At 63.4% G+C, this 26,079-nt stretch carries 25 protein-coding genes, 1 tRNA gene and 1 pseudogene; 11 read left to right on the top strand and 16 right to left on the bottom strand.

The window, feature by feature from the left end; translation table 11 throughout:
• The first annotated feature begins 73 nt into the window (after positions 1–73).
• Together AKL02_RS05300 and pth are read left to right on the top strand one after the other, a co-directional pair.
• A complete protein-coding gene (locus AKL02_RS05300) occupies positions 74–364 on the top strand; it encodes a hypothetical protein (RefSeq protein WP_083079222.1) in 291 nt (96 codons plus the stop codon).
• 86 nt (positions 365–450) lie between these two features.
• Positions 451–1,161, top strand: coding sequence for an aminoacyl-tRNA hydrolase (gene pth / locus AKL02_RS05295; RefSeq protein ID WP_078569527.1), 711 nt, complete (start codon positions 451–453; stop codon positions 1,159–1,161).
• Here the strand turns inward: pth and AKL02_RS05290 are convergent, their stop codons facing one another.
• Complete coding sequence (locus AKL02_RS05290; protein WP_078519753.1) at positions 1,162–1,596, bottom strand: VOC family protein; 435 nt, start codon at positions 1,594–1,596, stop codon at positions 1,162–1,164. It abuts the gene before it with no gap.
• A 154-nt stretch (positions 1,597–1,750) separates the two neighbouring features.
• Here AKL02_RS05290 and thyX point away from each other — a divergent pair, with 154 nt between their 5' ends.
• The 3 genes from thyX (at position 1,751) to AKL02_RS05275 (ending at position 3,876) form a co-directional block, all read left to right on the top strand.
• Entirely contained in the window at positions 1,751–2,665 is a 915-nt protein-coding gene (thyX, locus tag AKL02_RS05285) for an FAD-dependent thymidylate synthase (protein WP_083079223.1), read from the top strand.
• Between the two features lie 3 nt (positions 2,666–2,668).
• Positions 2,669–3,160 (top strand): hypothetical protein, encoded by a 492-nt coding sequence (locus AKL02_RS05280; RefSeq protein WP_133051994.1) that lies wholly within the window; start codon positions 2,669–2,671, stop codon positions 3,158–3,160.
• A gap of 302 nt (positions 3,161–3,462) precedes the next feature.
• A complete protein-coding gene (locus tag AKL02_RS05275; protein ID WP_083079224.1) occupies positions 3,463–3,876 on the top strand; it encodes a DUF1810 domain-containing protein in 414 nt (137 codons plus the stop codon).
• Here AKL02_RS05275 and AKL02_RS05270 read toward each other — a convergent pair.
• The 11 genes and pseudogenes from AKL02_RS05270 to AKL02_RS05220 all read right to left on the bottom strand — a co-directional run bounded on the left by AKL02_RS05270 (position 3,865) and on the right by AKL02_RS05220 (position 16,588).
• Positions 3,865–4,776, bottom strand: coding sequence for an ABC transporter permease (locus AKL02_RS05270; RefSeq protein ID WP_078519757.1), 912 nt, complete (start codon positions 4,774–4,776; stop codon positions 3,865–3,867). The genes AKL02_RS05275 and AKL02_RS05270 overlap by 12 nt on opposite strands.
• A 12-nt stretch (positions 4,777–4,788) precedes the next feature.
• Positions 4,789–6,069, bottom strand: coding sequence for an ABC transporter permease (locus AKL02_RS05265; RefSeq protein WP_083079225.1), 1,281 nt, complete (start codon positions 6,067–6,069; stop codon positions 4,789–4,791).
• A 17-nt stretch (positions 6,070–6,086) separates the two neighbouring features.
• A complete protein-coding gene (locus AKL02_RS05260) occupies positions 6,087–6,578 on the bottom strand; it encodes a YegJ family protein (RefSeq protein ID WP_165757030.1) in 492 nt (163 codons plus the stop codon).
• Positions 6,579–6,646: 68 nt separating this feature from the next.
• Entirely contained in the window at positions 6,647–7,723 is a 1,077-nt protein-coding gene (locus AKL02_RS05255) for an ABC transporter substrate-binding protein (protein ID WP_083079227.1), read from the bottom strand.
• Between the two features lie 115 nt (positions 7,724–7,838).
• The gene (locus AKL02_RS05250) at positions 7,839–8,939 is read right to left on the bottom strand and encodes an ABC transporter ATP-binding protein (protein WP_078569534.1); all 1,101 of its coding nucleotides are present in this window, start codon (positions 8,937–8,939) and stop codon (positions 7,839–7,841) included.
• 109 nt (positions 8,940–9,048) lie between these two features.
• The gene (locus AKL02_RS05245) at positions 9,049–10,686 is read right to left on the bottom strand and encodes a Hint domain-containing protein (RefSeq protein WP_198453264.1); all 1,638 of its coding nucleotides are present in this window, start codon (positions 10,684–10,686) and stop codon (positions 9,049–9,051) included.
• A gap of 218 nt (positions 10,687–10,904) precedes the next feature.
• Positions 10,905–11,693 (bottom strand): annotated as a pseudogene (locus tag AKL02_RS05240) (calcium-binding protein); the annotation flags it as partial.
• A 210-nt stretch (positions 11,694–11,903) separates the two neighbouring features.
• Positions 11,904–12,872: a hypothetical protein gene (locus AKL02_RS05235; RefSeq protein ID WP_198453262.1), complete on the bottom strand. Its 969-nt coding sequence runs from the start codon at positions 12,870–12,872 to the stop codon at positions 11,904–11,906.
• The gene (locus AKL02_RS05230) at positions 12,830–14,461 is read right to left on the bottom strand and encodes a hypothetical protein (RefSeq protein WP_198453261.1); all 1,632 of its coding nucleotides are present in this window, start codon (positions 14,459–14,461) and stop codon (positions 12,830–12,832) included. The genes AKL02_RS05235 and AKL02_RS05230 overlap by 43 nt, the downstream gene beginning before the upstream one ends.
• A gap of 233 nt (positions 14,462–14,694) precedes the next feature.
• Positions 14,695–14,781, bottom strand: a tRNA-Leu gene (locus AKL02_RS05225).
• 142 nt (positions 14,782–14,923) lie between these two features.
• Positions 14,924–16,588 (bottom strand): peptidoglycan-binding domain-containing protein, encoded by a 1,665-nt coding sequence (locus AKL02_RS05220; protein ID WP_083079230.1) that lies wholly within the window; start codon positions 16,586–16,588, stop codon positions 14,924–14,926.
• 201 nt (positions 16,589–16,789) lie between these two features.
• On the opposite strand from AKL02_RS05220, the gene lipB reads away from it, so the two are divergent.
• From lipB to AKL02_RS05200, 4 genes are all read left to right on the top strand, one after another.
• On the top strand, positions 16,790–17,464 hold the full coding sequence (gene lipB, locus AKL02_RS05215) for a lipoyl(octanoyl) transferase LipB (protein ID WP_083079231.1): 675 nt from the start codon (positions 16,790–16,792) through the stop codon (positions 17,462–17,464).
• 114 nt (positions 17,465–17,578) lie between these two features.
• Positions 17,579–18,010: a c-type cytochrome gene (locus AKL02_RS05210; protein WP_078520032.1), complete on the top strand. Its 432-nt coding sequence runs from the start codon at positions 17,579–17,581 to the stop codon at positions 18,008–18,010.
• Positions 18,011–18,296: 286 nt separating this feature from the next.
• Positions 18,297–19,967: a cytochrome c oxidase subunit I gene (gene ctaD, locus AKL02_RS05205; protein WP_078539822.1), complete on the top strand. Its 1,671-nt coding sequence runs from the start codon at positions 18,297–18,299 to the stop codon at positions 19,965–19,967.
• 92 nt (positions 19,968–20,059) lie between these two features.
• Complete coding sequence (locus AKL02_RS05200; RefSeq protein WP_083079232.1) at positions 20,060–20,596, top strand: DUF2244 domain-containing protein; 537 nt, start codon at positions 20,060–20,062, stop codon at positions 20,594–20,596.
• Here AKL02_RS05200 and AKL02_RS05195 read toward each other — a convergent pair whose 3' ends face one another.
• The 3 genes from AKL02_RS05195 to AKL02_RS05185 form a co-directional block, all read right to left on the bottom strand.
• Positions 20,597–21,013, bottom strand: a complete 417-nt coding sequence (locus tag AKL02_RS05195; protein WP_083079233.1) for a hypothetical protein — start codon at positions 21,011–21,013, stop codon at positions 20,597–20,599.
• A gap of 59 nt (positions 21,014–21,072) precedes the next feature.
• Positions 21,073–21,258, bottom strand: coding sequence for a DUF3008 family protein (locus AKL02_RS05190; protein WP_078604010.1), 186 nt, complete (start codon positions 21,256–21,258; stop codon positions 21,073–21,075).
• A gap of 81 nt (positions 21,259–21,339) precedes the next feature.
• On the bottom strand, positions 21,340–21,804 hold the full coding sequence (locus tag AKL02_RS05185) for a GatB/YqeY domain-containing protein (protein ID WP_078519770.1): 465 nt from the start codon (positions 21,802–21,804) through the stop codon (positions 21,340–21,342).
• 170 nt (positions 21,805–21,974) lie between these two features.
• Here AKL02_RS05185 and carA point away from each other — a divergent pair, with 170 nt between their 5' ends.
• Both carA and AKL02_RS05175 read left to right on the top strand, forming a co-directional pair.
• Positions 21,975–23,138 carry a glutamine-hydrolyzing carbamoyl-phosphate synthase small subunit gene (gene carA, locus AKL02_RS05180; RefSeq protein WP_078519771.1) on the top strand — a complete coding sequence of 388 codons (1,164 nt, stop codon included), beginning with the start codon at positions 21,975–21,977 and terminating at the stop codon, positions 23,136–23,138.
• A gap of 112 nt (positions 23,139–23,250) precedes the next feature.
• Positions 23,251–25,329 (top strand): glycosyltransferase family 2 protein, encoded by a 2,079-nt coding sequence (locus AKL02_RS05175; RefSeq protein ID WP_083079234.1) that lies wholly within the window; start codon positions 23,251–23,253, stop codon positions 25,327–25,329.
• Here AKL02_RS05175 and AKL02_RS05170 read toward each other — a convergent pair whose 3' ends face one another.
• On the bottom strand, positions 25,330–25,983 hold the full coding sequence (locus AKL02_RS05170) for a GntR family transcriptional regulator (protein ID WP_078519773.1): 654 nt from the start codon (positions 25,981–25,983) through the stop codon (positions 25,330–25,332). It abuts the gene before it with no gap.
• Between the last annotated feature and the right edge of the window lie 96 nt (positions 25,984–26,079).

Raw genomic sequence — 26,079 nt, 5'->3', positions numbered from 1 at the left:
TGAACAAAAAATTTCTCGCCTTTTTTCCAAAACGCGATAGCTTCGAAGGTAATACAACCTAAAGGCTAGTCACATGCTGGAGCTTATCGCACTCGTTCTTGCAGCATTCGTGGTGCTACCGCCTAGAATGCTCAGCGCAATTGGTCGCGCCGTTTATGCCGTGCTGCGTCCGGTCCTGCGCCCGTTCTACCGCTTCGCGTCGAGACGACTCCCGCGCAACGGGTATGAAGAAATTGCGAAATGCGATATCGACGAGACCAGCGAGCGCCTCTTCGATGAATTCGCCCTGCCCGAACCGCAAGAGCGCCCGATCATCGTAGGCGAGTCGGGACGCCCGACTTATGTCGAATACCGCGCGGCTTAAGCGCGACGCCCCCTTTCCCCTGCGCGCCCGCTCACATATCCCTCGGTGAGCAGAGCCTCGACACCGGCGTTCGAAAGGGGAGACGCATGCAGCTTTGGGTGGGCCTGGGAAATCCGGGCGCGAAATACGCGAACAACCGTCACAATATCGGCTTCATGGCGCTCGACCGGATCGCCGAGGATCACGGCTTCGCCCCGTGGCGCGGCAAGTTTCAGGGTCAGGTGAGTGAGGGCCGCTTCGGCTCGACCCGCGTTGTGCTGCTGAAACCCGAGACCTTCATGAACCTGTCCGGCCAGTCCGTGCGCGCGGCGGCCGATTTCTACAAGGTCGATGTCTCCGACATCACCGTCTTCCATGACGAGCTGGACCTGGCCCCCGGTAAGTGCCGCCTCAAGCAGGGTGGCGGTCATGCGGGGCATAATGGGCTGCGCTCGATTCATCAGCATATGAGCCCCGACTACGCGCGGGTGCGGCTGGGCATCGGTCATCCGGGGCACAAGGACCGAGTGGCGGGCTATGTGCTCAACGATTTCCCGAAGGCCGAGCAGGAGATGCTCGACGACCTGCTGCGCGGGATCTCAGATGGGGCGCCTGCCCTGGCGGCGGGCGACGGGTCGAAATTCCTCAATGCGGTGAGCCTACGGGTCGCGCCGCCGCGCTCTTCGACCGGAACCAAGGCACCCGCGAAAGCCAACACCTCTGTCCCGCAAGACACTCCGCAGCCCGCACCGCAAAAGAAAGAGGCCACGGAAACCCGCAGCCCCTTCGACAAGCTTAAGGATCACTTCCGTAAGTGATCACCAGCTGCCGGTGTTCTCCATGCTCGACCACGGCTCCTGGATCGGCAGCGGCTCGCCCATCTGCAGCAGTTCGATCGAGATATTGTCGGGCGAGCGCACGAAGGCCATGTGACCGTCGCGCGGTGGGCGGTTGATCGTCACGCCATTATCCATCAGGTGCTGGCACATCTCGTAGATGTTTTCGACGCGGTAAGCGAGGTGGCCGAAATGGCGGCTGTCCGAGGGCAGCCCGCTATCGCCGTCCCAGTTCCACGTCAGCTCCACATCCGCCGTGCCGTCGTCCTGCTCGGGCGGGCACATGAAGACCAGCGTGAAGCGGCCCTTGTCGTTTTCGATGCGGCGGCGCTCCTTGAGGCCCAGAAGCTCGTAGAAGGCTTTCGATTTCTCGAGGTCGAGCACGCGGACCATCGTGTGCAGATATTCGATTTTCATGAACAGGCTTCCTTGGAACTGATTGCGGTTAACCGGAGGATAGCCCTTGAGGCAGCCGCGGCAAGCACCCCGGCTTATCCACAGGATATGGCGGTTCCTAGAGCCGCCCATCGCATATATAGTGGAGATCGATTCGAGACATCCGGAGGACATCATGGCGCTCACCCCCGAACAACAAGCCGAGATCGACGCACAGCGCGCCGAGACGCAAATGACCGCACGGGCGGTCTCGCCGGGGATGGAGAAGCGCCTCTATACCGCCCATGAAGTGCTCGATCACGGGGTGGTCCGGGTCATCGACTATATGGGCGACGACAACGCGATCGTGCAGGCGGCGCGGGTCTCCTATGGCCGGGGCACCAAGACGGTGAACAGCGACGCGGGCCTGATCCGCTACCTGATGCGGCACTGGCATTCGACCCCGTTCGAGATGTGCGAGGTCAAGTTCCACGTCAAACTTCCGGTCTTCGTCGCGCGCCAGTGGATCCGCCACCGCACCGCGAACGTCAACGAATACTCCGCGCGCTACTCGATCCTCGACCGCGAATTCTACATCCCCGAGGCCAGCCAGCTCGCCGCGCAATCGAGCCAGAACCATCAGGGCCGCGGTCAGGTGCTGGAGGGTGCCGAGGCCGCCCGCGTGCTCGACATCCTGCGCGACGACGCGATGCGCGCCTATGACCATTACGAGGACATGCTGACGCCCGACGAGGACGCGGGCAAACAGGGCCTCGCCCGGGAACTGGCGCGGATGAACCTGCCCACCAATATCTACACGCAATGGTATTGGAAGGTGGACCTGCACAACCTCTTCCACTTCCTGCGCCTGCGCGCCGACAGCCACGCCCAATACGAGATCCGCGTCTATGCCGAGACCATGTGCGACATCGTGCGTGACTGGGTGCCCGCGGCCTATTCGGCCTTCGAGGATTATCGTCTGGGCGGGGTGAACCTGTCAGGCAAAGCGGTGGAGCTGCTGAAGCGCCGTCTGGCGGGCGAGGAGATCACGCAGGAGACGTCGGGCATGAGCAAAGGCGAGTGGCGGGAGTTTTGTGAGGTTTGGGGGTAAGGGATGAGGACAGGGACACCTTTTTCAAAAGAAGTCTTTGACCTAGCATCAAGGCAGTTAGCTTCGCAAAAGGAAGACTTGCGCAATCTCCGAAATCAAGCCGCGATATCAAGTGCAATTACTGGCCTAGTTGCGGCCACCGGAGCGAACGCATTAGGCGACGTAGGCTTAGCGGGCTACAATCTCCCTCCTCATATCCTTGGAATGAATTTTGCGATATGGTTGGTTGCGGGGTTATTCTTCTTCGCTTTGTTCTTTTCCGCGCGCGTATTGGTTTCCCGCGAGGCTTGCACTTTTGACCACTCTGCCGCAATCATTTTCGAGCAACAGCGGGAAAGCGCTTCTGTCGAGGATTTGTATCGAAAACTATCGCGGGAAGCTGAAGGTTTTTTCGACAATAATGAGAAAGTACTAGACAGAGCACATCAAAACCTGACTTTCTCGATATCATGCTCAGTAATGCTCGTTCCTGCGTGGCTCCTATTTATATTCTAAGAAAATGACAAAGAAACCAACTAATACCCCCCCAAAGCCCCCGAAACATTCCAACGTCCACAAGGGTGGAATGAACAATTCCAGCAATGGCTCGGGACAAACCCGGCCTACTGGCTCAGGGAAAACGACCAATCGCGGGAAAAAATAGTTCTGACAACTTCTCAATATCTTTGAGTGAAGTTCCGAGTAGAGATTTAGTCGAGCGCTAACCAAAGCCGTCCCCCAAGGCGGGCGCGATTGCGCCCACCCTCGGATCGGTCGCGGCCCTCCTCGCGATGTCCAGAGCGTGTTAGGCTCACCCCATGACCCAACGCTTCCACGCCCCCCAAGACCGCGACTATCCGACCGCCCTCGCGGAGCTCCGCCAAGGGCGCAAGACCAGCCATTGGATCTGGTGGATCTTCCCGCAACTGGCCTCGCTCGGCCGCTCTCCGCGCGCGCGAGAGTATGGGATCGCGGATCTGGCCGAGGCGCGGGCCTATCTCGCCGATCCCGTGTTGCGGGCGCGTCTGGTGGAGGCCTCCGAGGCGGTGCTCGCCCATGCGGGCACGCCCATCGAGGAGATCATGGGGCCGGTCGATGCGCTGAAGCTGCGCTCTTGCGCGACGCTGTTCGAGGCTGCCTCAAAGAAAAAGGAGCCGGTGTTCACCCGGCTCCTTGAGACGTTTTATGAGGGCGAGCGCTGCCCGCTGACGCTTGACGCCTTAGCCGGGTGACATCCCGCGCAGGCGCTCGGAGCGGCGGCGCAGCAGCTCGACCGTGGTCAGAAGCGCGATCGACACGAAGACGAGGATCGTCGCCACCGCAAGGATCGCGGGGCTGATCTGCTCGCGGATACCGTTCCACATCTGGCGCGGGATCGTCTGCTGGTCATAGCCTGCCACAAAGAGCACCACGACGACTTCGTCGAAGGAGGTGACGAAGGCGAACAGCGCGCCCGAGACCACGCCCGGCAGGATCAGCGGCATCACGATCTTGAAGAAGGTCGTGCGCGGATCCGCCCCGAGGTTCTGCGCCGCGCGGGTCAGCGAGTGATCGAAGCCCACCAGCGTCGCGGTCACGGTGATGATCACGAAGGGAATGCCCAAGGTCGCGTGGGCCATGATGATGCCAGGATAGGAATGCGCCAGCCCGGTTTTCGAGTAGAAGAAGAACAGCCCCGTCGCGGTGATGATGATCGGCACGATCATCGGCGAGATAAGCACCGCCATGATGGCGCGGCGGAACGGCATCTCGGGGCGCGACAGGCCGAGGGCTGCCAGCGTGCCCAGCACCGTCGCGAGGATCGTCGAGAAGAAGCCGATGATCACCGAGTTCTTCGCCACGTCGATCCAGGTCGAATGCTGCCAGGCATCCATCCACCACGACCAGCCACGCTCCACCTGCGGCTCCTGCATCCCGAAGGTCAGCAGCAGGTCATACCAGCGCATCGAATAGCCGGAGGGGTCGAAGGCGAGCATCTTCTCGGTGAAGGTGAAATAGGGTTCCGCGTTGAAGGACAGCGGAATGATCACCACGATCGGCGCGATCAGAAAGAAGAAGATCAGGCCACAGATCACGAGATAGGCGTAGTGCCAAGTTCTCTCGAGCGGGCTTGCATATGCGGGAACGGCCATCTGTGTTTCTCCTCAGCCCAGCTTCATGTTGTCGATGCCCACCAGCCGGTCATAGAGCCAGTAGAGGATGATGACGCCGCCCAGCAGCATCGAGGCGAGTGCTGCCGCGAGCGACCAGTTGAGCGATTTCTGCATGTGGAAGGCGATCATGTTCGAGATCAGCTGACCGTCCGCACCACCGACAAGGGCGGGGGTGATGTAGTAGCCGACCGAAAGGATGAACACGAGAAGCGCCCCTGCCCCGATCCCCGGCAGCGTCTGCGGCAGGTAGATGCGGCGGAAGGCGGTCCACGAGGTCGCGCCAAGGCTGCGAGCCGCGCGAACATAGCTCGGCGGGATGGTCCGCATCACTGAATAGAGCGGCAACACCATGAAGGGCAGCAGGATATGTGTCATCGCGACGATCGTGCCGGTCTGGTTATACATCATCTCCAGCCGGTTATCGTTGCCGATCAGACCCGACCAGACGAGCAGATCGTTGATCACGCCCTGCTGCTGCAACAGCACCATCCACGAGGTCGTCCGCACCAGCAGCGAGGTCCAGAACGGTAGCAGCACGAAGATCATCAGAAGGTTCGATTTCGCCAGTGGCAGCGAGGCCAGCAGATGCGCGATCGGGAAGGCGAGGAACATGCAGAGCACGGTGATCACCAGCGACAGGATCGCGGTGCGGATGAACAGCTTGCCGTAGATCGCGCGTTGCGGATCGACGGGCACGATATTGTTGTCCTTGTCGCGGGTGTGGTCGGTCGCGGCGAGGTAGAAATCCACCGTGTAGGGGCTCGATGCGGAGCGCATCGCACGCCAGAGGTTCGGGTCGCTCCAATCCTCGTTCACGCCCAGGATCGCTTCTTTCCACGGCGGCTCGAGACGTTCGATCTTGCGCGCGGTGGAGGTGAACAGCGAGCGCGTGCCCGCCACGTCATAGTTGATCCGGGTCCCCGCCTCGCCCTGCGTGCGGTTTTCCTTCATCTGCTTGAGGTCCGAGGCGAGCGCGGTATAGGCGCTCTCGTCGATCGGCGACCCAAGGGGGTGTTCGTTGAACCATTGCCCCAGCGCCGGCGCGTTCTTCGAGAACCCGTCGTTATAGACCGATTGCAGCAGCATCTGCCCGATCGGAACGACGAAGGTAATCAGAACGAAGAGGAACAGCGGCGCGACCAGAAGGAAGGCGCGGCGTTTTGCGCGGAGTTGCGATTTCGCAAGGGCGGCCTTCAGCGGCAGCCCATCGGCGGTCTTCAACTGTGTTGGTTCGGGGCCGTTCAGGCTCGCATCCATCGTTGCGTCGCTCATCGTGTCTCCTTGGCCCCTCAGGGCAGCGGGGCGAGCTGCGCGCGCAAATTCGCGGCTTGCTCGGCGGGAATATCGGGCAGCATCACCCGCGTCGTGTAATTGCCGTGAAGCTTGCCATCGCGGCGAAAGCTCCAGTCGGAAATCTGGTTCGGCGCGAAGGTAATCTCGTCCCCCGCATGCGCTTTGAAATGCACGGGCTCGTTCATCAGCGTGCCGGTGATTTTCTGCGCGGAGATCGAAATCGGCGCGATCCAGATATGTTCGAGGCCATCGGCGGGCGTGTCGATCCCCGCCTTGAGCATGAATTGCGAGCCGGACCGGGCGCGCACCGCAGGAATGAAGACACTTTCATAGGTCGCGCGGGCTTGACCGATCGCCGCGTTCATCTTCGTATCGCTGGTCTCGTATCCAACGACCGCATCGTCTTGCGCCTGAGCGTGCAAGGCAGCGGGCAACGACAGGCAAAGACCGATGCACAAACAGGCCAGTGACGACCGGAAAGCTGACATCCGCGGGGCTCCTGACATCGAACAGGTCGAGCCGCGCGACAGGTGAATGCCGCGCGGCCCTTGTGGCTTTAGCCAGCGAGCCAAGCGTTGAAACGCTCGCTCAGTTCGGTGTCGTGGTCAGCCCAGAACTCCGAGTCGTTGACCAGGGCGTTCTGCATGTTGTTTTCCGCGGTGGGCATGTGCGGGCCCATCTCGGTTTTGCCGTCCTGATACATACCGACCATCGGAGCCGACGACTTACGTGCCGGACCGTAGGAGATCCACTTCGCCTGGTTGGCGAGCTGCTGGGTCTCGGTCGCGAACTTCAGATATTTCTTCGCGGCTTCCATATGGGGCGCGCCCTTCGGGATCACGAAGAAGTCGAAGTCCATCAGCTGGCCGTCCCAGACGATCTTGAAGGGCTGACCCTCGGCGACTTCAGCGTTGAAGATACGGCCGTTATAGGCGGTCGACATCACGACTTCCCCATCGGCGAGAAGCTGCGGCGGCTGCGCACCGGCATCCCACCAGACGACGTCGCCCTTGATCTTGTCGAGCTCGGCGAAGGCCTTGTCGACGCCCTCGGGGGTGCCGAGTTCCTTGTAGACGTCCGCAGCCGGAACGCCTGCGCCCATCAGCGCGAATTCCAGCGTGCCTTTGGCCGACTTACGCAGACCGCGCTTGCCCGGGAACTTCTCGGTGTCGAAGAAGTCGGCGATCGAGCTCGGGGTGCCGTCCACTTTGTCAGCGTTGTAGGACATCACCGTCGACCACACGATGTTCGCCACACCACAATCGGTGAAGGAGCCATCGATGAAGTCTTCGCTCGCCGGGGTGCCGTCGGGCGACGCGGCCAGATCGGTGTCGGGGTCGATCGGCTCGAGCAGACCTTCGTCGCACAGCCGGATCGCGTCGGACTTCTCAACATCGGCCACGTCGACCGACACGTTGTTCGCCTCGACCTGTGCCTTGATCGGCGTCGCCGGGTTGTCGGCGGCTTCCATGTTCACGTCGATGCCGGTCGCTTCCGCGAAGGGCTTGTTATAGGCTTCGACCTGGCTTTTTTCGTAAGCGCCGCCCCAGGAAAGGACAGTGACTTCCTCGGCCTGCGCCGCACCGGCCACGAGGCCGACGAGCGCGGTGCTCAGGATCATTGCTTTTTTCATCTTGGTTTTACTCCCAGTTGGTTGAGCTTTTGTGGTTTCGCGACGTTTTCGCCGCTTGGCCGCTTTTTGCGGCAGTTCGGAGCGTGCGGAGCTTGGACCGCACGTTCCGCATTCTTTAGAGATCGAGTGCGCGCGCGTCCTGCGGGTGCCAGCCGATCTTGACCGTCTGGCCTTCCGTCAGCCGCACCTGATCGAGCGTATTGCGCGATTTCATGACGAATTCCGGCGACCCGGCAACCTTCATACGGGTGCGCAGGATGTCCCCCATATAGATCACTTCGAGCACGTCGGCGTTGATCGTATGGGCGCCCGAAGGCATCATCTCGGGCTTGAATTCGACCCGCTCGGGACGGATCGAGACCAGCGTCTCCTGTCCCGCCTCGCGGATGTTCACCGCCGTCGCGTCGATGATCTCACCGGTTTCCAGGCGCACCGTGCAGGTGTCGCCGGTCAGCGTCTCGACGCGACCCGGAAGCTTGTTGTTCTCACCGATGAACTGCGCGACGAAGCTGTTCTGCGGACGTTCATAAAGCTCGTCCGGCGGCGCGAGTTGCTGAATGCGGCCGTCGTTGAACACGGCCACACGGTCCGACATGGTCAGCGCCTCACCCTGATCGTGGGTCACGTAGACCACGGTGATCCCGAGGCTTTCGTGCAGGTGCTTGATCTCGAACTGCATATGTTCGCGAAGCTGTTTGTCGAGCGCGCCGAGCGGTTCGTCCATCAGGACCAGCTCGGGGTCGAAGACCAGCGCGCGGGCCAGTGCGATCCGCTGTTGCTGACCGCCCGAAAGCTGCGCCGGACGGCGATGGATGAAGCTCCCCATCTGCACCATGTCCAGCGCGCGCTTAACCTTGGTTTCGCGTTCATCCTTGCCCATGCCCCGCACTTCGAGCGGGAAGGCGAGGTTCTCGCCCACGGTCATATGTGGAAAGAGTGCATAGTTCTGGAACACCATCCCGATGCCGCGCTTGTGCGGAGGCACCATGTTGATGTTCTGGCCGTCGAGGCGGATCTCGCCGTTGGTGGCGGTTTCGAAACCTGCAAGCATCATCAGGCAGGTGGTTTTCCCTGAACCGGACGGTCCGAGCATCGTCAGAAACTCGCCCTTACCGATCGAGAGATTGAGATCCTTCACGACGAGCGTTTCGCCGTCATAGCTCTTCTGCACGCGGTCGAATACGACGAATCCATCGTCGCTAGCTGCGTTGTTCAAAGCGGGCTCCCCGTTGTTTTTTGTCGTTGGTCAATTCCCGTGCATGTGACTAAAGCAAGGGCATTTGCGTTTTTCAACCCGGAAATCAAAAACCCACGTCACCGACGCATCACAGCACGGTTTCGCCTGAAAAATTGCCGTTTTGCGTCGCTTGTCGCGCAAGGAGCGACCACGACTTGCATTTGGAACGATCTAGCTTCCGCAACGTCAGCGACGGACGAACTCGTGGACCGTAGACCGCTTCCGGCGCCGCGCCGAGGAAATGGACCTCCGCCAAGGCGGGACGCGCGCGCAGCAGAGCGGCCAGATCGGACGCGGTGAGCGCGCGCAGCGCCTGCGGTCCGGGCCAGAAACTCTCGACCCAGGCACCCCCGGCATTGACCAACGCGTGACGCGGCAGCAGCAGGTGGTGATAGATCACCCTCCGGCAGCCCCGCATCACCCGCGCCCCGCCCCACCCCGTTGCCGCTAAGTGGCGCGCGCGCGCGAGGGCGCCCTGCCCCTCCGGCACCCAGATGCAATGTTGCCCGGAGAGAACCAGCGCCTCGCTATTACCGAACGCCCCAGGCCGCAGTCGCACCGGACAAAGCCGCGGATCGGCGGCCAGCGCCGCCGCGCCGAACCGGCGATGCGCATGCCACAGCACCGGCTGTGGCGCATCACCCAACGTCGTGACCAGATCGCCCGGTTTCAGGGTTTCCACCCGGCGCGGCCCGCGCGGCGTAGCCAGCCGCGTGCCTTCGGTGAAACAGGGGATCCCCATCGCATAGAGCTGCGGCGCCCCCGCCACCTGCGCGGGCGCGATACCGGTAAGCGTCAGGCTCTCACCATTGGGAAAGCTGAGAACCGCATTGCCCGCGCCATCGTCGCTGACCGCGACGTCCCAGGCGTTGACCGGATTTCCGGTGCCATCGGTCAGGTCAGAGACGTCGAGCTGATCGAGCGTGAAGCCCGTCCCACCATCCGTCAGATCGAAATCGGTGACGATGTCCTGCCCGTCGCCATCGCTGAAGCGGAGCGTATCGGCCCCAAGCCCGGTGGTTACCGTATCGACCCCGGCACCCGCATCGATGACGTCATCGCCAGCGCCCGCATCGAGCGTGTCGCCCAGCGCCGAGCCAGTCAGCGTATCAGCCCCGTCGCCTGCTGCGATCGAGACGGCATTCCCCGCGGCGGAGGCATCGAATGCCTCTGCGTCGGCGGAGCCCAGAACCTCCTCGACCTCCCAGAAATAGGTGACGGTAATGCCGCCGTCATAACTGATCGCGCCGGTTTCCCAACCCGTCCAGAGGACGACGGCCTCACCCGGACCAAGCTCGATCACGTCCCAATCGGTGCCGCCTTCGCCGCCGAAGATCGTCTCAGCCCCGTCCCCGGCATAAAGCAGGAAAGTGTCGGCATCGTCGCCGCCATGCAGCTCGTCAGCCCCTGCCCCGCCGGTGAGCGTATCGCTACCGCCCACGCCCTGTAGCGTATCGTCGCCCGCCCCTCCCGAGATCAGGTCGTCGCCGCCCAGCGCCCAGATCGTGTCGTTGCCGTCTCCGCCCGAAAGCGTGTCCGCGCCCGATCCGCCGGTGATCGTGTCGGCGCCGCCGCCACCGTCGATCAAGACGCCGCTGGCATCATTGGTGGCGTCGATCACGTCGCCCTGCTGCGACCCGACAATCCCTTCGATCTCACTGAAGGTCGCCGCGTTTCCACCGGCGCTGGCCGTTCCGCTCTCCGATCCGGAGAAGGTGACGGCCACGCCGCTCGCCGTGTAATAGGTGAAGTTGAGCTGGTCGAAATCGCTGCCCGTGGTGACAGTCTCGCCGCCGAAGATCGTATCGCTACCCCAGCCGTCGCTCAGGTAGACCGTGTCGGCATCGGCATCGCCGTAGAGGAGGTCGCTCCCGGCCTCCCCGCGAGGTGATCGGCCCCGTCCCCGCCCGAGATCGTGTCGTCCCCCGTCCCGCCGAGGATGGTATCCGAGCCCGCCTCGCCCAGAATCGAGTCGTTGCCCTCTTCGCCATAGAGATAGTCGTTCCCCGCGCCACCAAGGATCGTGTCATCCCCGGCCTCGCCATGAACGACGTCGTCATCGTTCCCGCCCTCGACATAATCCGCGCCGCCCCCGGCCCAGACCGTATCACTTCCGGCGCCGCCATAGATGGTGTCGTCATAGTCGTAGAAAGTGCCCGAAATGTCGTCGATCAGATCGTTGCCATCGCCGCCGTAGACCAGATCGCCCTCGGCCAACGTGCCGCCGCCGGTACCGTAGTAAATCGTGTCGTCGCCCGCGCCACCGTCGATGGTGTCGGCGCCAGCGCCCCCATCGATCAGGTCGCTCGACGCGCCCCCTTGAAGCGAGTCATCCAGACTGCCGCCCTGGATCGCGTTGGCGTCGTCGGGGTCGTAGGTTGCGTTGAAGAGCTCGGTATAGGCGGGGCCGGTCGAGACGTCGCTGACGGATGTGACCTCATAGGTGACACCGGGCTGCAGCGGTTGATCGGCGACCTCGCCGACGATCGTTCCGCCGATCTCAAGGATATAGATTGTGATCGTCGTGCCGTCCGGGGCGAGCAGCGTGAACTCATTCTCGATATAGACCTGACCGGACGCAATCGGCGCGCCATATGCATCGGTCACCGAGACGGATTGCGTGAGGTCGTTGCCGATCTCGTCGAGAAGTGTGTCGCCGGAGAGAGTCGAGCCGTCGTCGGTGAAGGTGAAGATACGTCCGCTCGTATCGACGTCCCAGCTCGGGTCGATCATGAGACGGCTGCCGGTGACGACGGTCGAGCCGCCGCCCTCGATCAGGAAATCCGATCGGAAATAGCCATGAAAGACGTAACTCGCCATCGCCCGACCGCCCGATCAGCCCCACACACGGTTTCACCCAGGGGCGATCATCGCGCGCGCCTCCCAAGGCAGAGTTAACGCGCGCGAGAGAGTTCACGCGATTTGAGATAAATCGGTCGGGGTTCAGCCCGGCGCGACCGTGTTGTCGGGTTGCCACGGCGCGAGCCCGGACGCGTCCAGCGCCAGCGCCGTACCATCCGATGCCCCCGACGGATCGAGCGGCGGAAACTGCGCCATCCGCGTCGCGACCCGGTTTGCGCAGAGGCGTCCGCCACGGTCGTTGAGATGGACGAGCAGATCGCCCCCAGCCTCGACCGCGAGATACCAGCCGCGCGTCGCTAGGTTGATGCCGCTCTCGCCCCACAGATCGATCAACGGGATCCCCCAGCGATCGGCCACACGCGCATGCACCGCGTTGCGCTCGAAATGGCCCTGCGGCCAGTCGAGCGTCCCATCGAAGGACCAGAAGGCCTGCGGCTCACGCACGATGAACAGCCGATGATCGGGCACCCCGTCGAAGCCGCTCGCCGCAAGATAATTGGCGATCATCGTGTGCCACAGCCCCTCATAGGTCACGATATGCCCGGTGCTCAGCGGCGCAGACAGAAAGGCCGCCGCGCCATCCGCGGCGTTGCGCGCCTCGAACTCGTCCTGCTCGGCCTCGGTCATGATCCGATCGCAGCTATAGGGGGTACCGGGCTGGGGAACGTGATAGATCGCGCGCGCCTCGGCGCTGCCGGTATTGCGATGCTCATAGAGGATATCGAAGCCGGGCTGCGTGCCGGGGGCCCTGAAATAGGCCCCGGCTTGCGTCGCCGCGAGCCCCTCTGCGGGGCCTGCGAAATGCCCGACGGAGAGCGCCGCCGCCTTCGCCGCCAGCCCCGCGATCTGCGCCCCATCGAGCGCGAGGGTTTGATACCCGGCATTCGCGAGATCCGTCACCCCGTCATTCGCGCCGAGCCAGAAGATCGTCGCCGCACTCCGGTCCCGGACACCCGCGCTCAGGCCCAGCGTCGTCGCGTTTCCTGCGGTCGCATCGCTGAAATTGATCAGGTCGTTCGCGAGCCCCGCCATATAGTCGCGTGAGAACATACCCGCCACTCCCTCGCCCGGCTTGGGCTGCAAGGTGCCACCCGAGATCCCGCGCACCGAGTGCCCCTCGAGTGACAGCATCTCGCGCAGAGGCGGTTGCCACATGACCTGCGAAACCAGCGAATGGCCCAAAGTGATGACCCGCTTACCCGCCCAAGGGGAGCGCAGCGCCTCCGCCATATCAGCCAGATCGGCGCGGGCCGCCTGCCCCGCCTGCTGGGCGTAGCCCGTCTGGACCGCGCGCACCGCGTCGAAGCTGATTGCCTGCGCGGTCTCGGGCAGCGGGTGATAGGGGCGCCCAGCCGCGCCAGCGCTTCGGCCACTTCTGCCTCACTGAGGTCGAAAGCGGGTTCGCCGGCCATGCCCAGATCGACCAGCATGAAGCAGCGCAGCGTGAGTTTGAGCGACAGGGTCAGGAGGTTCTGATCGCTCCCGTCGCGCGGGCTCGCGAATTCGATATAGGGATTGCCGCGCGTCGCGCTCGCCTCGGCGGTGAAGCACCGCGCGACACGGTGGCGGATCGGCGCACCGCTCTCGCCCACCTGCACGCGCAGCGCGCCCATCGCCGATCCCGGCGTCGATTGCAGCACGAAGGGACGCCAGCCGAGCGTGTGGATGCCGCTTGCAGCCACATCGCCCTCCGCGTCGAAATCGGCGTAAAGCGCGTAGCGATGCCCCGCGACCAGATCAACGCCCGCGCCGGGGACGTCTTTGTAGATCAGCATCGCGCCGAAGCTTTGCCCCGACAGGCTGCGCGCGACCTCCGCGCCTTCGGGGGCCCAGCTTACAGTATCCGCCCCCGAGATGGCCCATCCAGCAGCACCGTCGCGAAAGTCGTTGCCGCCGAAGACCGAGCGCAAACCGGTAAAATTCCGCGCCGCTAGCGCCTCGGTTGACGGGTAGCTCGCGACCTCCTCGGCGATGCCTCCAGCCGCATGACGGTAGAGCGTCGCGAAACGCGCGCCCTCGCCCGCCACACTGAAATGCGCGCCTTCCGCGGTGGCCCCGAGCCCGTCGGCAACGCTCGCATAAACTCCGCCGCTCAGCAACGCGGCATCGCGCGCCAGTTCCGCCGCCGTCCGGCTCTCCGCAGCCGCCGCGCCGGCCACCGCAGCCGCGGTCGCCTCTGCGCTCGCCGATTGCGCCGCGACCTGCGCAGCCTCCGCCCAGGCCTGCGCGCTTTGCGTGCCCGGCCCGCCCGGGGCCATGCCTTCCGCCCAAGCCTGCGCCAGCGCGACATATACCGCGCTCGCCTCCGAGGGCGGCGTATCTGCGGGCGCTTCCTCGGGGGCAGTCGCGATACAATTGGCAAAACTCTCGCTTGGCGCATCGGGCACCCGCGCCAGAAACTCCCAATGCAACTCCCACGCGTCACCGAAACAGGTGCCGTGATAGTCGCCCGCAGGCAGGTCGATCGCGAGCACGCCTTCCGCGTCGGTCTGCGCAGAGACGATCCGCGGCACGCGCACCGTGACGCCGCCTTGCTCGACGGTCGAGACGATTCCGCCCAGCCGCTCGAAGCTGACGGTGCAATTGGCGCAGATGATCCCGTCTGGGGATGTGACTATTCCGGTGATGTGGCAGGTCATGCGATCCTCGCTCAGGGTAAGCCGCTGTCGAGGGATAGGATCAGCAAGAGGCCCTACCGAGCCTTGAACCGAGCGCACGGAGCTTGCCCGAGGCCATCAGGCCTTTGAAAATAAAGGAAATCCGCCAAATCAGGAGACACACAAACCTGCGCGCACATCTACGGTGCAACGTGAGATTTTCGATTTAGGGAATACCCGCCTCGGGTCTGTCAGCTTTCTCTTCAGGAGAGAAATGGTGCGGTCGAGAAGACTCGAACTTCCACGGGAGTTACCCCACAGCGACCTCAACGCTGCGCGTCTACCAATTCCGCCACGACCGCACTGTCTAGGCTTGGTGTGGCGCGTATTAGCCAAAGGCTTGGGGGATGAAAAGGGGGTATTTCGGGATTGGCGAGAATTTTTCGCATTCGCGCTCTTGCCGTTGCGACAGGCCGGGCTGTCCCGGCCTGTGCAGGGTGCAGTTTATTGCGGCGCCGCGGTTTCCACGAGCTCCGCCGCCTTCGCCGCAAAGCTCGGCAGCGCCATCACAGGCTTCGGCGCCGTTGCGGCGTCGGCGCGACCGTTCATCATCAGGGCCGCCTTGCGGATCAGACCGCTGCGTTCGGGCTGCGCGGGCGCGAAGACCGGCTGCGCCGAAAGCGCGTTCTCATACCAGCCCATCGCGAGGTCGGCGCGCTCGGCCGTGCCGATTCCCTGCATCAGGTGATGGCCGACCAATTCGTCATAGGCGCCCTCGCCCAGACCGCCCAGAACCAGCGCCGAGCCCAGCGCCACATCCATGTCGTCGGTGCGGTAGCCGACCGACAGGCAGACCTTCGCGGTGCCCGAGAGCTGCGCCGGGCTCATCCCCGAGCCGTCGATAAAGCTTTTCACCTTGGCAAGCGTGGCGTCGCGCGGGGTGGTGCCGACGGCAGCCACTTGCTCGGAGAGAAGGGCGCCGAAATCGCGGCATTGCGCGGCGATCTGCTCGGGTGTGAAGCCCCCGATATTGGCCTCGAGCTCCGCACCTTCGTCCAAGGCATAGCCGCGCGCGAGGCAGAACTGCTCGCCCAAGGCCTGCCCCGGATCGGTCAGCGAGGCCTCGGTGACGAAGCCACCATTGGACGAGGTGACGAGACTGGTCTTCGCGCAGAAAGACGCAAGCGACACCGGCACCGGTTCGGCCACCGGCGCGGGCGCCACGAAGGACGGCATCGCGGGCGCCGGCTGCGAGGCCATCTGCGTCGCGAAGGACGGCGCGGCTGGTGCCGGAGCAGGCGCTCGCGCGGCAGCCGTTACCGGCGCGTTGCTCTGGGCGCTCGCGCCGGTCTTCTGGCACGTACCCGCCTGACAGGTGAACATCGCAGGCGTCGCGTTATAGGCTTGGAAGTCGTTGCGCGAGAAACCACTCGGCGTCGAGGCGAAGACCCGCACCGCACAGCTCTTGTCGTTGCACCAGAAGCCCGGCCCCAGAACCGACGTGTCGAGCAGATAATCGGTGCGCCCGTCGTTATTCAGATCGGCCAGCTGCACGAATCCAGACCGCGCCATCAGCTGCTGCGGCTCGACATTGGAGCTGCGCGCGATCTCGAACACGGCCTCGGAAATCTGAGGCGGCAAGCCCCCGATCGAATTGCCAGCGTAGGTCGATTTCCCCGTGCCCAGCATCTGCTCGCGTGTCTGCAAGAGAAGCCCGCGCATCCCCTGCGGATGGGTCGAGATCGTCTGCGTGACAGCAGCGCCGCCCAGGCTCGCCTTCTGATACGACGTGGTCAGGATGGTGCGCTCCAGATCGGTCAGCTTGCCCGTGATCGGGAAATCCATGAATGCCTGATATTGCGAGATGCCCGCGCGCGAGTTGCGCCCCAGCACCCCGTCCGGCGTACCGACATTCCATCCGAAGTGATTGAGCGAGACCTGCACTTCGCGATTGGCCTCGCGCTGCGCCGACGACATGGTCGGCTTCTTGTAGTAGGTGCGCTTCGTAACCGTCCGCGGCTGGCGGTTGGCCTCGTTCACGATCGCGCCGCCGATGATCCCTCCGATCACCCCACCCACGATATCCGAGCCGCCCGCCAGCGCCGACCCTGCCGGTCCGCCCGTAGCGACAGCGAGCGCAAGACCCGCCAGAACGAACTTGTGTTTCATCCCTGAACCCTCCAATCAAATAACTTCCGGTCTTGCCTGTTGCCCCGCAAATTCCATGTTTCTGCACGACAGGACCGGTCGGAATGTGACCGGCGCGGGGGGTGCGCGACCTTACCAATAGGTCAAGTTTGCGCTCCGAATCGGTGATGTGGCAAGGAATATTGACGCCGGGTGAGGAATTCCGGCGGGTGAGGTTAAGAAATGGTCGAATGGCGCGTAAGTGACAGCCCGGTCCCCTATCATGAGGCGCTGGCCTTCATGGAAGACCGCGTGGCCAAGATCGCCGCGGGCGAGGCCGAGGAGATGATCTGGCTTCTCGAGCACCCGCCGCTCTACACGGCGGGAACCTCGGCGAAGCGCGAGGATCTCGTCGATCCCGACCGTTTTCCCGTCTTCGAGGCCGGGCGCGGCGGCCAATACACCTATCACGGCCCCGGCCAGCGCGTCGCCTATGTGATGCTCGATCTGAACAAGCGCGGGCGCGACGTGCGCTGCTTCGTGCGCCAGCTAGAGGATTGGGTGATCGCCGCGCTCGACGAATTCAACGTGAAGGGCGAGATTCGCGACGGCCGCGTCGGCGTCTGGGTCCAGCGTCCCGACAAGCCGAAAGCGGCGGATGGCAGCCTGCGCGAAGACAAGATCGCCGCGATCGGGGTGAAGCTGCGCAAATGGGTCAGCTTCCACGGCATCTCGATCAACGTGGAGCCGGACCTGTCGCATTTCGAGGGAATCGTGCCATGCGGGATTCGCGAACACGGGGTGACGAGCCTCGTCGATCTCGGCCTGCCGGTCGAAATGGCCGATCTTGATCTCGCGCTACGTGCGACATTCTGTCGCATTTTTGTGAGTAAACTAAATGCGACCTCAGAAGTTTAGTGGACACATAGGCAATCATGCATGTTAGAACGCCCTTCAAGGCAGCGTGACTGCCCTGTGAAAGCCGGGTCGGGAGGGCCCGAGCTTCGTCTCAAAATGAACAAGGAAGACGCGATGAAACTCAGCCTTATTGCCATGATCACCGCCGTCACCGTTGCGAGCCCCGCGCTTGCGCAGGACGTCGAGAAAGGCAAAAACGAATTCAAGCGGTGCAAGGCCTGTCACTCGATCGTCGCCCCCGATGGCACTGCGATCTACAAAGGCGGCAAGGTCGGCCCGAACCTCTACAACGTGATCGGCCGCAAGGTCGCATCCGTGGATGGCTATAAATACAAGGACGGGATCAAGGAATACGCCGATACCGGCGCCGTCTGGACCGAAGAGCTGCTCGCCGAATACATCACCGATCCGTCGAAGTTCCTCGAGGAGCAGACCGGCGATCCCAAGGCGAAATCGGGCATGGCCTACAAACAGCGCAAGGACCAGGCAGACATCGCCGCTTACCTCGGTTCGGCAGAAGTGTCGCCCGACGCGCCCGCGTCCTGATCGCGATATAAACGCATCACGCGTTCGTTGGCGGACCCTTTCGAGGGTCCGCTTTTTTTGTGCCAGCGTCGCGGATTAGCAACGCCTGTCTGGCGCAACCCCGACGCTCGCACAGCCAGCCAAGGGCGCGAGATCACGGATCACTCACACCTGACAGAGCTGCGACATTTTTTCACGGCTGCGTGTGCAGAATTCTTGCCCTGCCATCGAAATATTCATAACCTCCGTTCATTCAGGCCCAAAGGGACGGGAGACCCGGGTCTGACGGGAGAAATGGGAGATCACTATGGCGGACGCAGCCGTTCACGGCGAGGGCGCACATGACACGCGCGGGTTCTTTACCCGTTGGTTCATGTCGACCAATCACAAGGATATCGGGATCTTGTATCTCTTCACCGCAGGTGCGGTGGGGCTGATCTCGGTCCTGTTCACAGTTTACATGCGCCTCGAGCTGATGGAGCCGGGCGTGCAATACATGTGCGCCGAGGGCGCGCGCTTCATCGCTTCGGCTGAGGAATGCACCCCCGACGGGCACCTCTGGAACGTGATGATCACCTATCATGGCGTCCTGATGATGTTCTTCGTTGTCATTCCGGCGCTGTTCGGGGGCTTCGGCAACTACTTCATGCCGCTCCAGATCGGCGCGCCGGACATGGCGTTCCCGCGGATGAACAACCTAAGCTACTGGCTCTATGTCGCGGGCACCTCGCTCGGGATCGCTTCGCTGCTCGCCCCCGGTGGCGGTGGCGGCGCAGGCTCGGGCGTGGGCTGGGTGCTCTACCCGCCGTTATCCGTGAACGAGGGCGGCTATTCGATGGATCTCGCGATCTTCGCCGTGCACGTCTCGGGCGCCAGCTCGATCCTCGGCGCGATCAACATGATCACGACCTTCCTCAACATGCGGACGCCGGGCATGACCCTGCACAAGGTGCCGCTGTTTGCCTGGTCGATCTTCGTGACCTCCTGGCTGATCCTGCTGTCGCTGCCGGTTCTGGCGGGCGCGATCACCATGCTGCTGATGGACCGTAACTTCGGCACCACCTTCTTCGATCCGTCGGGTGGCGGCGATCCGATCCTCTACCAGCACATCTTGTGGTTCTTCGGACACCCCGAGGTCTACATCATCATCCTGCCGGGCTTCGGCATCATCAGCCACGTCATCGCGACCTTCTCCAAGAAGCCGGTCTTCGGCTACCTGCCGATGGTCTATGCAATGGTGGCGATCGGCGTGCTGGGCTTCGTCGTCTGGGCGCACCACATGTACACGGTGGGCCTGTCGCTGACCCAGCAAAGCTACTTCATGGTGGCGACGATGGTTATCGCGGTGCCAACGGGCGTGAAGGTGTTCAGCTGGATCGCGACGATGTGGGGCGGCTCGATCGAGTTCAAGACGCCGATGCTCTGGGCGATCGGCTTCCTGTTCCTGTTCACCATCGGCGGCGTGACCGGCGTGGTGCTGTCGCAGGCGCCGCTCGACCGCGTCTATCACGACACCTACTACGTCGTGGCGCACTTCCACTACGTTATGTCGCTGGGGGCGGTGTTCGCGATCTTCGCGGGCGTCTACTTCTGGATCGGCAAGATGTCGGGCCGCCAGTACCCGGAATGGGCCGGCAAGCTGCACTTCTGGATGATGTTCATCGGTTCGAACCTGATCTTCTTCCCGCAGCACTTCCTCGGCCGTCAGGGCATGCCGCGCCGCTACATCGACTATCCGGAGGCCTTCGCCACCTGGAACTACATCAGCTCGATCGGTGCGTTCATCTCGTTCGCCAGCTTCGTGTTCTTCATCGGCATCGTGTTCTACACCCTCTTCAAGGGTAAGCGCGTCACCGAGAACAACTACTGGAACGAGTATGCCGACACGCTGGAGTGGACCCTGCCCTCCCCGCCGCCGGAGCACACTTTCGAGGAGCTCCCGAAGCGCGAGGATTGGGATCACGCCCACGCGCACTAGTGATCTACATCTCCTGATAACGAGAACGGCCCCGGAGCGATCCGGGGCCGTTTGCAAAAGGGCGAGAGGTTGCAGGAAGGACCGGGCGGATCATGCCCTATCGCTGGACAGATACCGAAGGCCAAACCATGGAGGCGCCCCGCTCCGAGGCTGCGCCCCTGCCCGATCAGCTGCACCTGTGGCCCTACCGTTCCCTGCCGCGCAAAGGCTTCGTCTTCTTCATCGCGGCTACGGTGGTCATGGTCAGCCTGCCGCTGCTGTCGCTGCTGGGCCATGTCGAACTGTGGGGGCTGCTGCCCTTCATCGCGCTCGCCATTGCAGGCGTGTGGTGGGCGATCTCACATAGCTATCGCACCGGAGAGGTGCTCGAGATCCTGACCTTCAACGGGCCCCAATTGCACCTGATCCGCCACGAACCGGGCAAACCCTCGCGCGACTGGGCGGCCAATCCGCATTGGGTGCAGGCTGATCTGCATGGAAAGGGCGGGCCGGTCGAAGCCTATCTGACACTGCGCGGCGGTCCGCGCGAAGTGGAGATCGGCGCCTTTCTCACCCCGGAAGAGCGCCGCCAGCTGCACCGCGAACTCGTGATCCGCCTTGCAGCCTCGCGCGCGCCCATTACGCCCTGATCACTTCGAGATACCGACCCCCGGCGCGGCCACGGGCAGGCATTCATACTGCTCTTCGATCTTCAACGCCGCTTCGCGCGCCCAGGCGTCGCTGTCGCGATTGACCTCTTGCGCGGCGGAACTCGCCCCGGTTCCGGCCTCCAGAGCGGAGACCAGCGTCTCGGCGAACCTGCCACCGTAGCTTTGTATTTCGACCTCATAGGCGGCATGGGCCTTGCGCGCGCGGGCTTTGGTAGCCCTCGGCGTGCTGCCCGCCGCGCAGAGATAACTCACCTCGCCACCCAAGGCAGAGGAATTGAAATGATAAAGCGTGCGGTCGGGATAGCTTCGCTTCAGATCCTGCAGGCCCGGTTCCGGGACACATCCCGATAGACCGACAACAGTCCCAATCACCGCCAACCCCGGAAGACGCCCCATCCACTTCTCCAAACACATCACTCGTCACTCGTCATCAGGCACGGCCGCAACCGCGCCTCTCAGTCGTCCTTGCTCTCAGGGAGATCCTTGCGCTTCGTGCTCGCGATATCCTCAAGCTCGCTTTCGGACATGCTGTCATACATCTCCTTCGACGCGCCCTGAAGATCGCCGACCTTGGTCTCGCCGCGCTTGGCTGCGAGCGCCGCGCCCGCTGCTTTCTGCTGTGCTTTCGATTGCGCCGGCATCGCTGCCTCCTTTTAGAAACTCGCAAAAGAAAACGCCCCACAAGGGGGCGCTGTTCCCAGTCTCGAGAGACCCAAGTCAGATCAGGAGGCGAGACGATCTTTCACCATCGGGCCCGCCTTCGAGAAATCCATCTGTCCGGTATATTGGCCCTTCAGCTCGCCCATCACGCGCCCCATGTCGCGAATCGACTCCGCACCGAGTTTCGAGATAGCGGCTTCGATGGCGGCATTCACCTCATCTTCGCTCAGCTGACGCGGCAGGAAGTCCTCGATCACGCGGATCTCGGCCTGCTCCTTCTCGGCCAGCTCCAGCCGACCGCCCTCTTCATAGGCGCGTGCGCTTTCCTGACGTTGCTTCACCATCTTTCCCATGATCGCAAGCACTTCGGCGTCGCCGACAGTGCCCTCGCCCTCGCCTTCGGCGCGCATCGCGATCTCGCGGTCCTTGATGGCGGCGTTGACCAGTCGCAGCGTCGAGAGCCGCTCCTGATCCTTTTCCTTCATCGCCGCTTTCAACGCGGCGGCGATCTTATCGCGCATTTGCATCACATCGTGTCCCTACTTCAGTGAAGGCGCCAGAATAGCGGCATTGCGAAACGCGCACAACATCCGCAAGTCATTGATAAATAAGCAATTCGCAATTATTTCATGGCCTCTTGACCCCCGCGTTCAGCGCGTCTAGGTTCCGGCGAATTTTGACATCGGGGAGTCGCGCCATGCCTGCAAGCCAGTCCGCATCGGAAAAGCCCACTGCGTTGATCGCGCTCGCTGATGGATCGCTGTTTTACGGGAAGGGTTTCGGCCGCCCGGGCGAGACAGTGGCCGAACTGGTCTTCAACACCTCGATGACCGGCTATCAGGAAATCATGACCGACCCCTCCTATGCGGGTCAGGTGGTGACCTTCACCTTCCCCCATATCGGCAACACCGGCGTGAACCCGGAAGATGACGAGACGAACGACCCCGTCGCCGCTGGCATGGTGGTGAAGTGGGACCCGACCGAGCCGTCGAACTGGCGCGCGGCCGAGACGCTGGTCGAGTGGCTTGAGAAGCGCGGCCGGATCGGCATCGGCGGCATCGACACCCGCCGCCTGACCCGCGCGATCCGCCAGCAGGGTGCGCCGCATGTCGCGCTTGCCTACAACCCCGATGGCGTCTTCGACATCGAGGCGCTGGTGCGCAAGGCGCGTGAATGGTCCGGGCTCGAAGGACTCGACCTCGCGAAGGACGTGACCTGCTCGCAAAGCTACCGCTGGGACGAGATGCGGTGGGCCTGGCCCGAGGGCTACAAGAAAGCCGAAGGCAACGATCTGAAAGTGGTCGCCATCGACTACGGCGCGAAGCGTAACATCCTGCGCTGCCTCGCTTCGGCTGGCTGCGACGTGACCGTGCTGCCCGCGACTGCCACGACCGAGGACGTGCTCGCGCTTGAGCCCGATGGGGTCTTCCTGTCGAACGGTCCGGGCGATCCGGCGGCCACCGGGGAATATGCCGTGCCGATGATCAAGGGCATTCTGGAAACCGAGCTGCCGGTCTTCGGCATCTGCCTCGGCCACCAGATGCTGGCGCTCGCGCTCGGCGCGAAGACGATCAAGATGAATCACGGCCACCACGGGGCGAACCACCCGGTGAAGGACCTGACCACCGGCAAGGTCGAGATCACCTCGATGAACCACGGCTTCGCGGTCGACAGTCAGACCCTGCCCAAGGGTGTCTCCGAAACCCACGTGTCGCTCTTCGACGGCTCGAACTGCGGGATCGCCATATCCGATCGCCCGGTCTTCTCGGTGCAGTATCACCCCGAGGCGAGCCCGGGCCCGCAGGACAGCTATTACCTGTTCGAGCGCTTCGCGACCGCGATGCGCGCGCGCAAGGCGTAAGCTGCACTCCGACCAATCGCTCGCCGTGATGCCTAACCGGCCCCGGCGGGCGTTAACACCATGTTAACCAAGCGTTCGCATTCTGCCCTGCGGGACAGATGCGAGGATTGGCATGGGCGGCGCGCGGCGACAGCTTCTCGAAATACCGGCGGCGATAGCAGAACCGGCGGAACGCGCGCAGCGCGCGTCACCGGCGAATTCGTCTGGCGCGCTGGTGCGATCCAAGCGTGATCCGCTGGGCACGCCCGACCGCAAACCCAGCCGTGCCGACCGACCGCCCTTGGGGCAAATCCTGCTGGACCGAGGCGCAATCGACCCCGGCGACCTCCTGAAAGCACTCGCATTGCGGCAACGCGAAGATGTGCGGCTGGGCGACATCCTCCTTGCGAATGGCTGGGTGCGCGAGGCCGATCTGCTAGCGGCCTTGGCCGAGCAATGGCACGCCTCGGTCGTCGATCTGCAGGCCTGCCCGCCCGATCCACGTCTGATCGACGCTGTCGGGGCGGAACTGTGCCTGAGACATGCGATGGTGCCGTGGCGGCGCGTTGGCGGTGTTACCCTGATCGCGACCGCACGGCCCGAGGATTTCGAAGCGCTGCGCGACGCCCTGCCCGCGCGCCACGCCCCCTACAGGCTGGTGCTTGCGCCGGAACGCTGCATCCACGAGAGCTTGCTGGCCCGGCGCCAGACCGCCCTGATCCGCCGCGCCGAGATCAAGGTCGACCCGGCCGAGAGCTGCCGCGACCATAACGAACAGCGTGCAAGCCGGATTGCGGCGGGGTTTCTCGTGGTGACGGGTCTCGGCCTGTGGCTCGCACCTTCTCTCCTGATCGGCATCCTTTTCGCATGGGTGATGCTGACACTCGTGGGTTCCATGGCGCTCAAGCTCGCCGCTTTCGCGAGCGAACTCATCGCCTGCCGCCGTCCCGCCCCTGACCCGTGCGACCGTGGCGCGCCAAGAGGACGTTTGCCGATCATCTCGATGATGGTACCGCTTTTTCGCGAAACAGACATCGCCGCGCGGTTGGTCGAACGGCTCGGCAAGCTGCGCTATCCGCGCGAATTGCTCGACGTGATCCTCGTCGTCGAGCAAACCGACGCGATGACTCTGGCAGCCCTTTCCGGTGCCGATCTGCCGCGTTGGATGCGGGTGGTCACGGTGCCCGACGGGCCGATCAAGACCAAGCCGCGCGCGCTGAACTACGCGCTGAACTTCTGCCGCGGATCGGTGATCGGAATCTGGGATGCCGAAGACGCGCCCGAACCGGATCAGCTGCAGATCGCCGCTCAACGCTTTCTCGCAGCGCCCCCCGAGACCGCCTGCCTGCAAGGCATCCTCGATTATTACAACCCGCGCAGCAACTGGCTCGCCCGCTGCTTCACCGTGGAATATGCGACCTGGTTTCGGATGTTCCTGCCGGGGCTCGCGCGGCTCGGTTTCGTCGTGCCTCTGGGCGGCACTACTCTGTTCTTCCGCCGCGACGCACTGGAGAAGCTGGGCGGCTGGGACGCCCATAACGTGACCGAAGATGCCGATCTGGGCGTGCGGCTCGCGCGGCATGGGTACCGCACCGAGTTGATCCCGGCGGTCACCCACGAGGAAGCCAACTGCCGTGCTGTGCCATGGGTCAAACAACGCTCACGCTGGCTGAAGGGCTACGCGATGACCTGGGCGGTCCATATGCGCGATCCGGTGCAGCTCTGGCGCGATCTCGGAACGAAACGCTTCATCGGGGTGCAGATCCTGATCCTCGGATCGCTCTCGCAATATGTTCTGGCCCCGGTACTGTGGAGTTTCTGGCTCGCGCTGTTCGGAGTCTGGCATCCGATTGCGAGCGCCCTGCCCGGCCCGGTCTTTGCCATCGTCATGGGCACTTTCATCCTGTCCGAGCTGATCGCGATCACGACCTCGGCCTGGGCCTGCCGCGGTGCGGAACATCGCCATCTGATCAAATGGGTGCCGACGCTGCATCTCTATTATCCGCTGGGCGCACTGGCGGGCTGGAAGGCGCTGTATGAGTTGGTCGCACGGCCCTTCTACTGGGACAAAACCAGCCACGGCATTTTCGATGCCAATGGAGCCACAGCGCCGGACAGCGCGCAGCACAGGCTTCTCGAGGAAATCGCAGCCGCACAGGCCGGGGCAAAGCCCGGACCGCAGCGTCTGGCGCATGCGCCGCTTATCGGGTGATCAGAGCGCCTCGGCCCAGTGGCCCGCCGTGCCGTGATGCGCCGCGTCGAGCGTGAGACGCGTCTCGAAGGCCCGCGAGATATGGGCGCGCAGCGCCGAGGCCGCCGCATCGCCATTGCCTTCGCGGATCGCATCGACAATCGCCTGATGCTCGTCGAGCGCAGCTTCGCCCCGGCCCTTCACCGCAAGCGAGGTCGTCGCGAGAAGCGCCATCGAGCGGTGCACGAGGTCGAGCTGCTGGACAAGGTAACGATTATGCGAGGCGAGGTGAATTTGGTGGTGGAACCGGCGATTGGCCCGGCTCAACGCCTCGGGATCGTCCAGTTGCCCGCGATCCTCGTCGATCATGTTCTGCAGCACGCGGACCTCTTCGGGCGCCGCATGTTTCGCCGCCAGCTGCGCGGCCAGCGCCTCCAGTTCGGCGCGCACGATATAGAGCTCCGCCAGCTGGTTGTGATCGAGCGAGGCCACGATCAGCGACCGCCCGTCGCGGGCCAGCATTTGCTGGGTTTCCAGCCGTTGCAGCGCCTCGCGTACCGGGGTGCGTGACACTCCGAACCGCTCCGCCAATTCGGATTCGACCAAACGGTCCCCGGGGCGGTAAACGCCTTCGTCGATGGCGTCGAGTATGAGAGTGTAGGCGTCTTTTTGCATGCAACCTGCTTTCGCGTTCTGCCAGAGATTAGGCGCGGGCCGCCCCCGGTGACAAGCAGATTGCACCTGCGCGCCCCGCGACCTAGCTTGCAGCCC

It is taken from the genome of Thioclava electrotropha (assembly GCF_002085925.2).
Lineage (GTDB): Bacteria > Pseudomonadota > Alphaproteobacteria > Rhodobacterales > Rhodobacteraceae > Thioclava > Thioclava electrotropha.
The sequence above is the reverse complement of the archived record's forward strand: the minus strand, read 5'-3'. Positions and strand labels throughout refer to the sequence as shown.

Bases quoted from the DNA above. Each gene is read 5' to 3' on its own strand.
- AKL02_RS05300 (WP_083079222.1), top strand. From the start codon at position 74: ATGCTGGAGCTTATCGCACTCGTTCTTGCAGCATTCGTGGTGCTACCG.
- pth (WP_078569527.1), top strand. From the start codon at position 451: ATGCAGCTTTGGGTGGGCCTGGGAAATCCGGGCGCGAAATACGCGAAC.
- AKL02_RS05290 (WP_078519753.1), bottom strand. From the start codon at position 1,596: ATGAAAATCGAATATCTGCACACGATGGTCCGCGTGCTCGACCTCGAG.
- thyX (WP_083079223.1), top strand. From the start codon at position 1,751: ATGGCGCTCACCCCCGAACAACAAGCCGAGATCGACGCACAGCGCGCC.
- AKL02_RS05280 (WP_133051994.1), top strand. From the start codon at position 2,669: ATGAGGACAGGGACACCTTTTTCAAAAGAAGTCTTTGACCTAGCATCA.
- AKL02_RS05275 (WP_083079224.1), top strand. From the start codon at position 3,463: ATGACCCAACGCTTCCACGCCCCCCAAGACCGCGACTATCCGACCGCC.
- AKL02_RS05270 (WP_078519757.1), bottom strand. From the start codon at position 4,776: ATGGCCGTTCCCGCATATGCAAGCCCGCTCGAGAGAACTTGGCACTAC.
- AKL02_RS05265 (WP_083079225.1), bottom strand. From the start codon at position 6,069: ATGAGCGACGCAACGATGGATGCGAGCCTGAACGGCCCCGAACCAACA.
- AKL02_RS05260 (WP_165757030.1), bottom strand. From the start codon at position 6,578: ATGTCAGCTTTCCGGTCGTCACTGGCCTGTTTGTGCATCGGTCTTTGC.
- AKL02_RS05255 (WP_083079227.1), bottom strand. From the start codon at position 7,723: ATGAAAAAAGCAATGATCCTGAGCACCGCGCTCGTCGGCCTCGTGGCC.
- AKL02_RS05235 (WP_198453262.1), bottom strand. From the start codon at position 12,872: ATGTTCTCACGCGACTATATGGCGGGGCTCGCGAACGACCTGATCAAT.
- AKL02_RS05230 (WP_198453261.1), bottom strand. From the start codon at position 14,461: ATGACCTGCCACATCACCGGAATAGTCACATCCCCAGACGGGATCATC.
- AKL02_RS05220 (WP_083079230.1), bottom strand. From the start codon at position 16,588: ATGAAACACAAGTTCGTTCTGGCGGGTCTTGCGCTCGCTGTCGCTACG.
- lipB (WP_083079231.1), top strand. From the start codon at position 16,790: ATGGTCGAATGGCGCGTAAGTGACAGCCCGGTCCCCTATCATGAGGCG.
- AKL02_RS05210 (WP_078520032.1), top strand. From the start codon at position 17,579: ATGAAACTCAGCCTTATTGCCATGATCACCGCCGTCACCGTTGCGAGC.
- ctaD (WP_078539822.1), top strand. From the start codon at position 18,297: ATGGCGGACGCAGCCGTTCACGGCGAGGGCGCACATGACACGCGCGGG.
- AKL02_RS05200 (WP_083079232.1), top strand. From the start codon at position 20,060: ATGCCCTATCGCTGGACAGATACCGAAGGCCAAACCATGGAGGCGCCC.
- AKL02_RS05195 (WP_083079233.1), bottom strand. From the start codon at position 21,013: ATGGGGCGTCTTCCGGGGTTGGCGGTGATTGGGACTGTTGTCGGTCTA.
- AKL02_RS05190 (WP_078604010.1), bottom strand. From the start codon at position 21,258: ATGCCGGCGCAATCGAAAGCACAGCAGAAAGCAGCGGGCGCGGCGCTC.
- AKL02_RS05185 (WP_078519770.1), bottom strand. From the start codon at position 21,804: ATGCAAATGCGCGATAAGATCGCCGCCGCGTTGAAAGCGGCGATGAAG.
- carA (WP_078519771.1), top strand. From the start codon at position 21,975: ATGCCTGCAAGCCAGTCCGCATCGGAAAAGCCCACTGCGTTGATCGCG.
- AKL02_RS05175 (WP_083079234.1), top strand. From the start codon at position 23,251: ATGGGCGGCGCGCGGCGACAGCTTCTCGAAATACCGGCGGCGATAGCA.
- AKL02_RS05170 (WP_078519773.1), bottom strand. From the start codon at position 25,983: ATGCAAAAAGACGCCTACACTCTCATACTCGACGCCATCGACGAAGGC.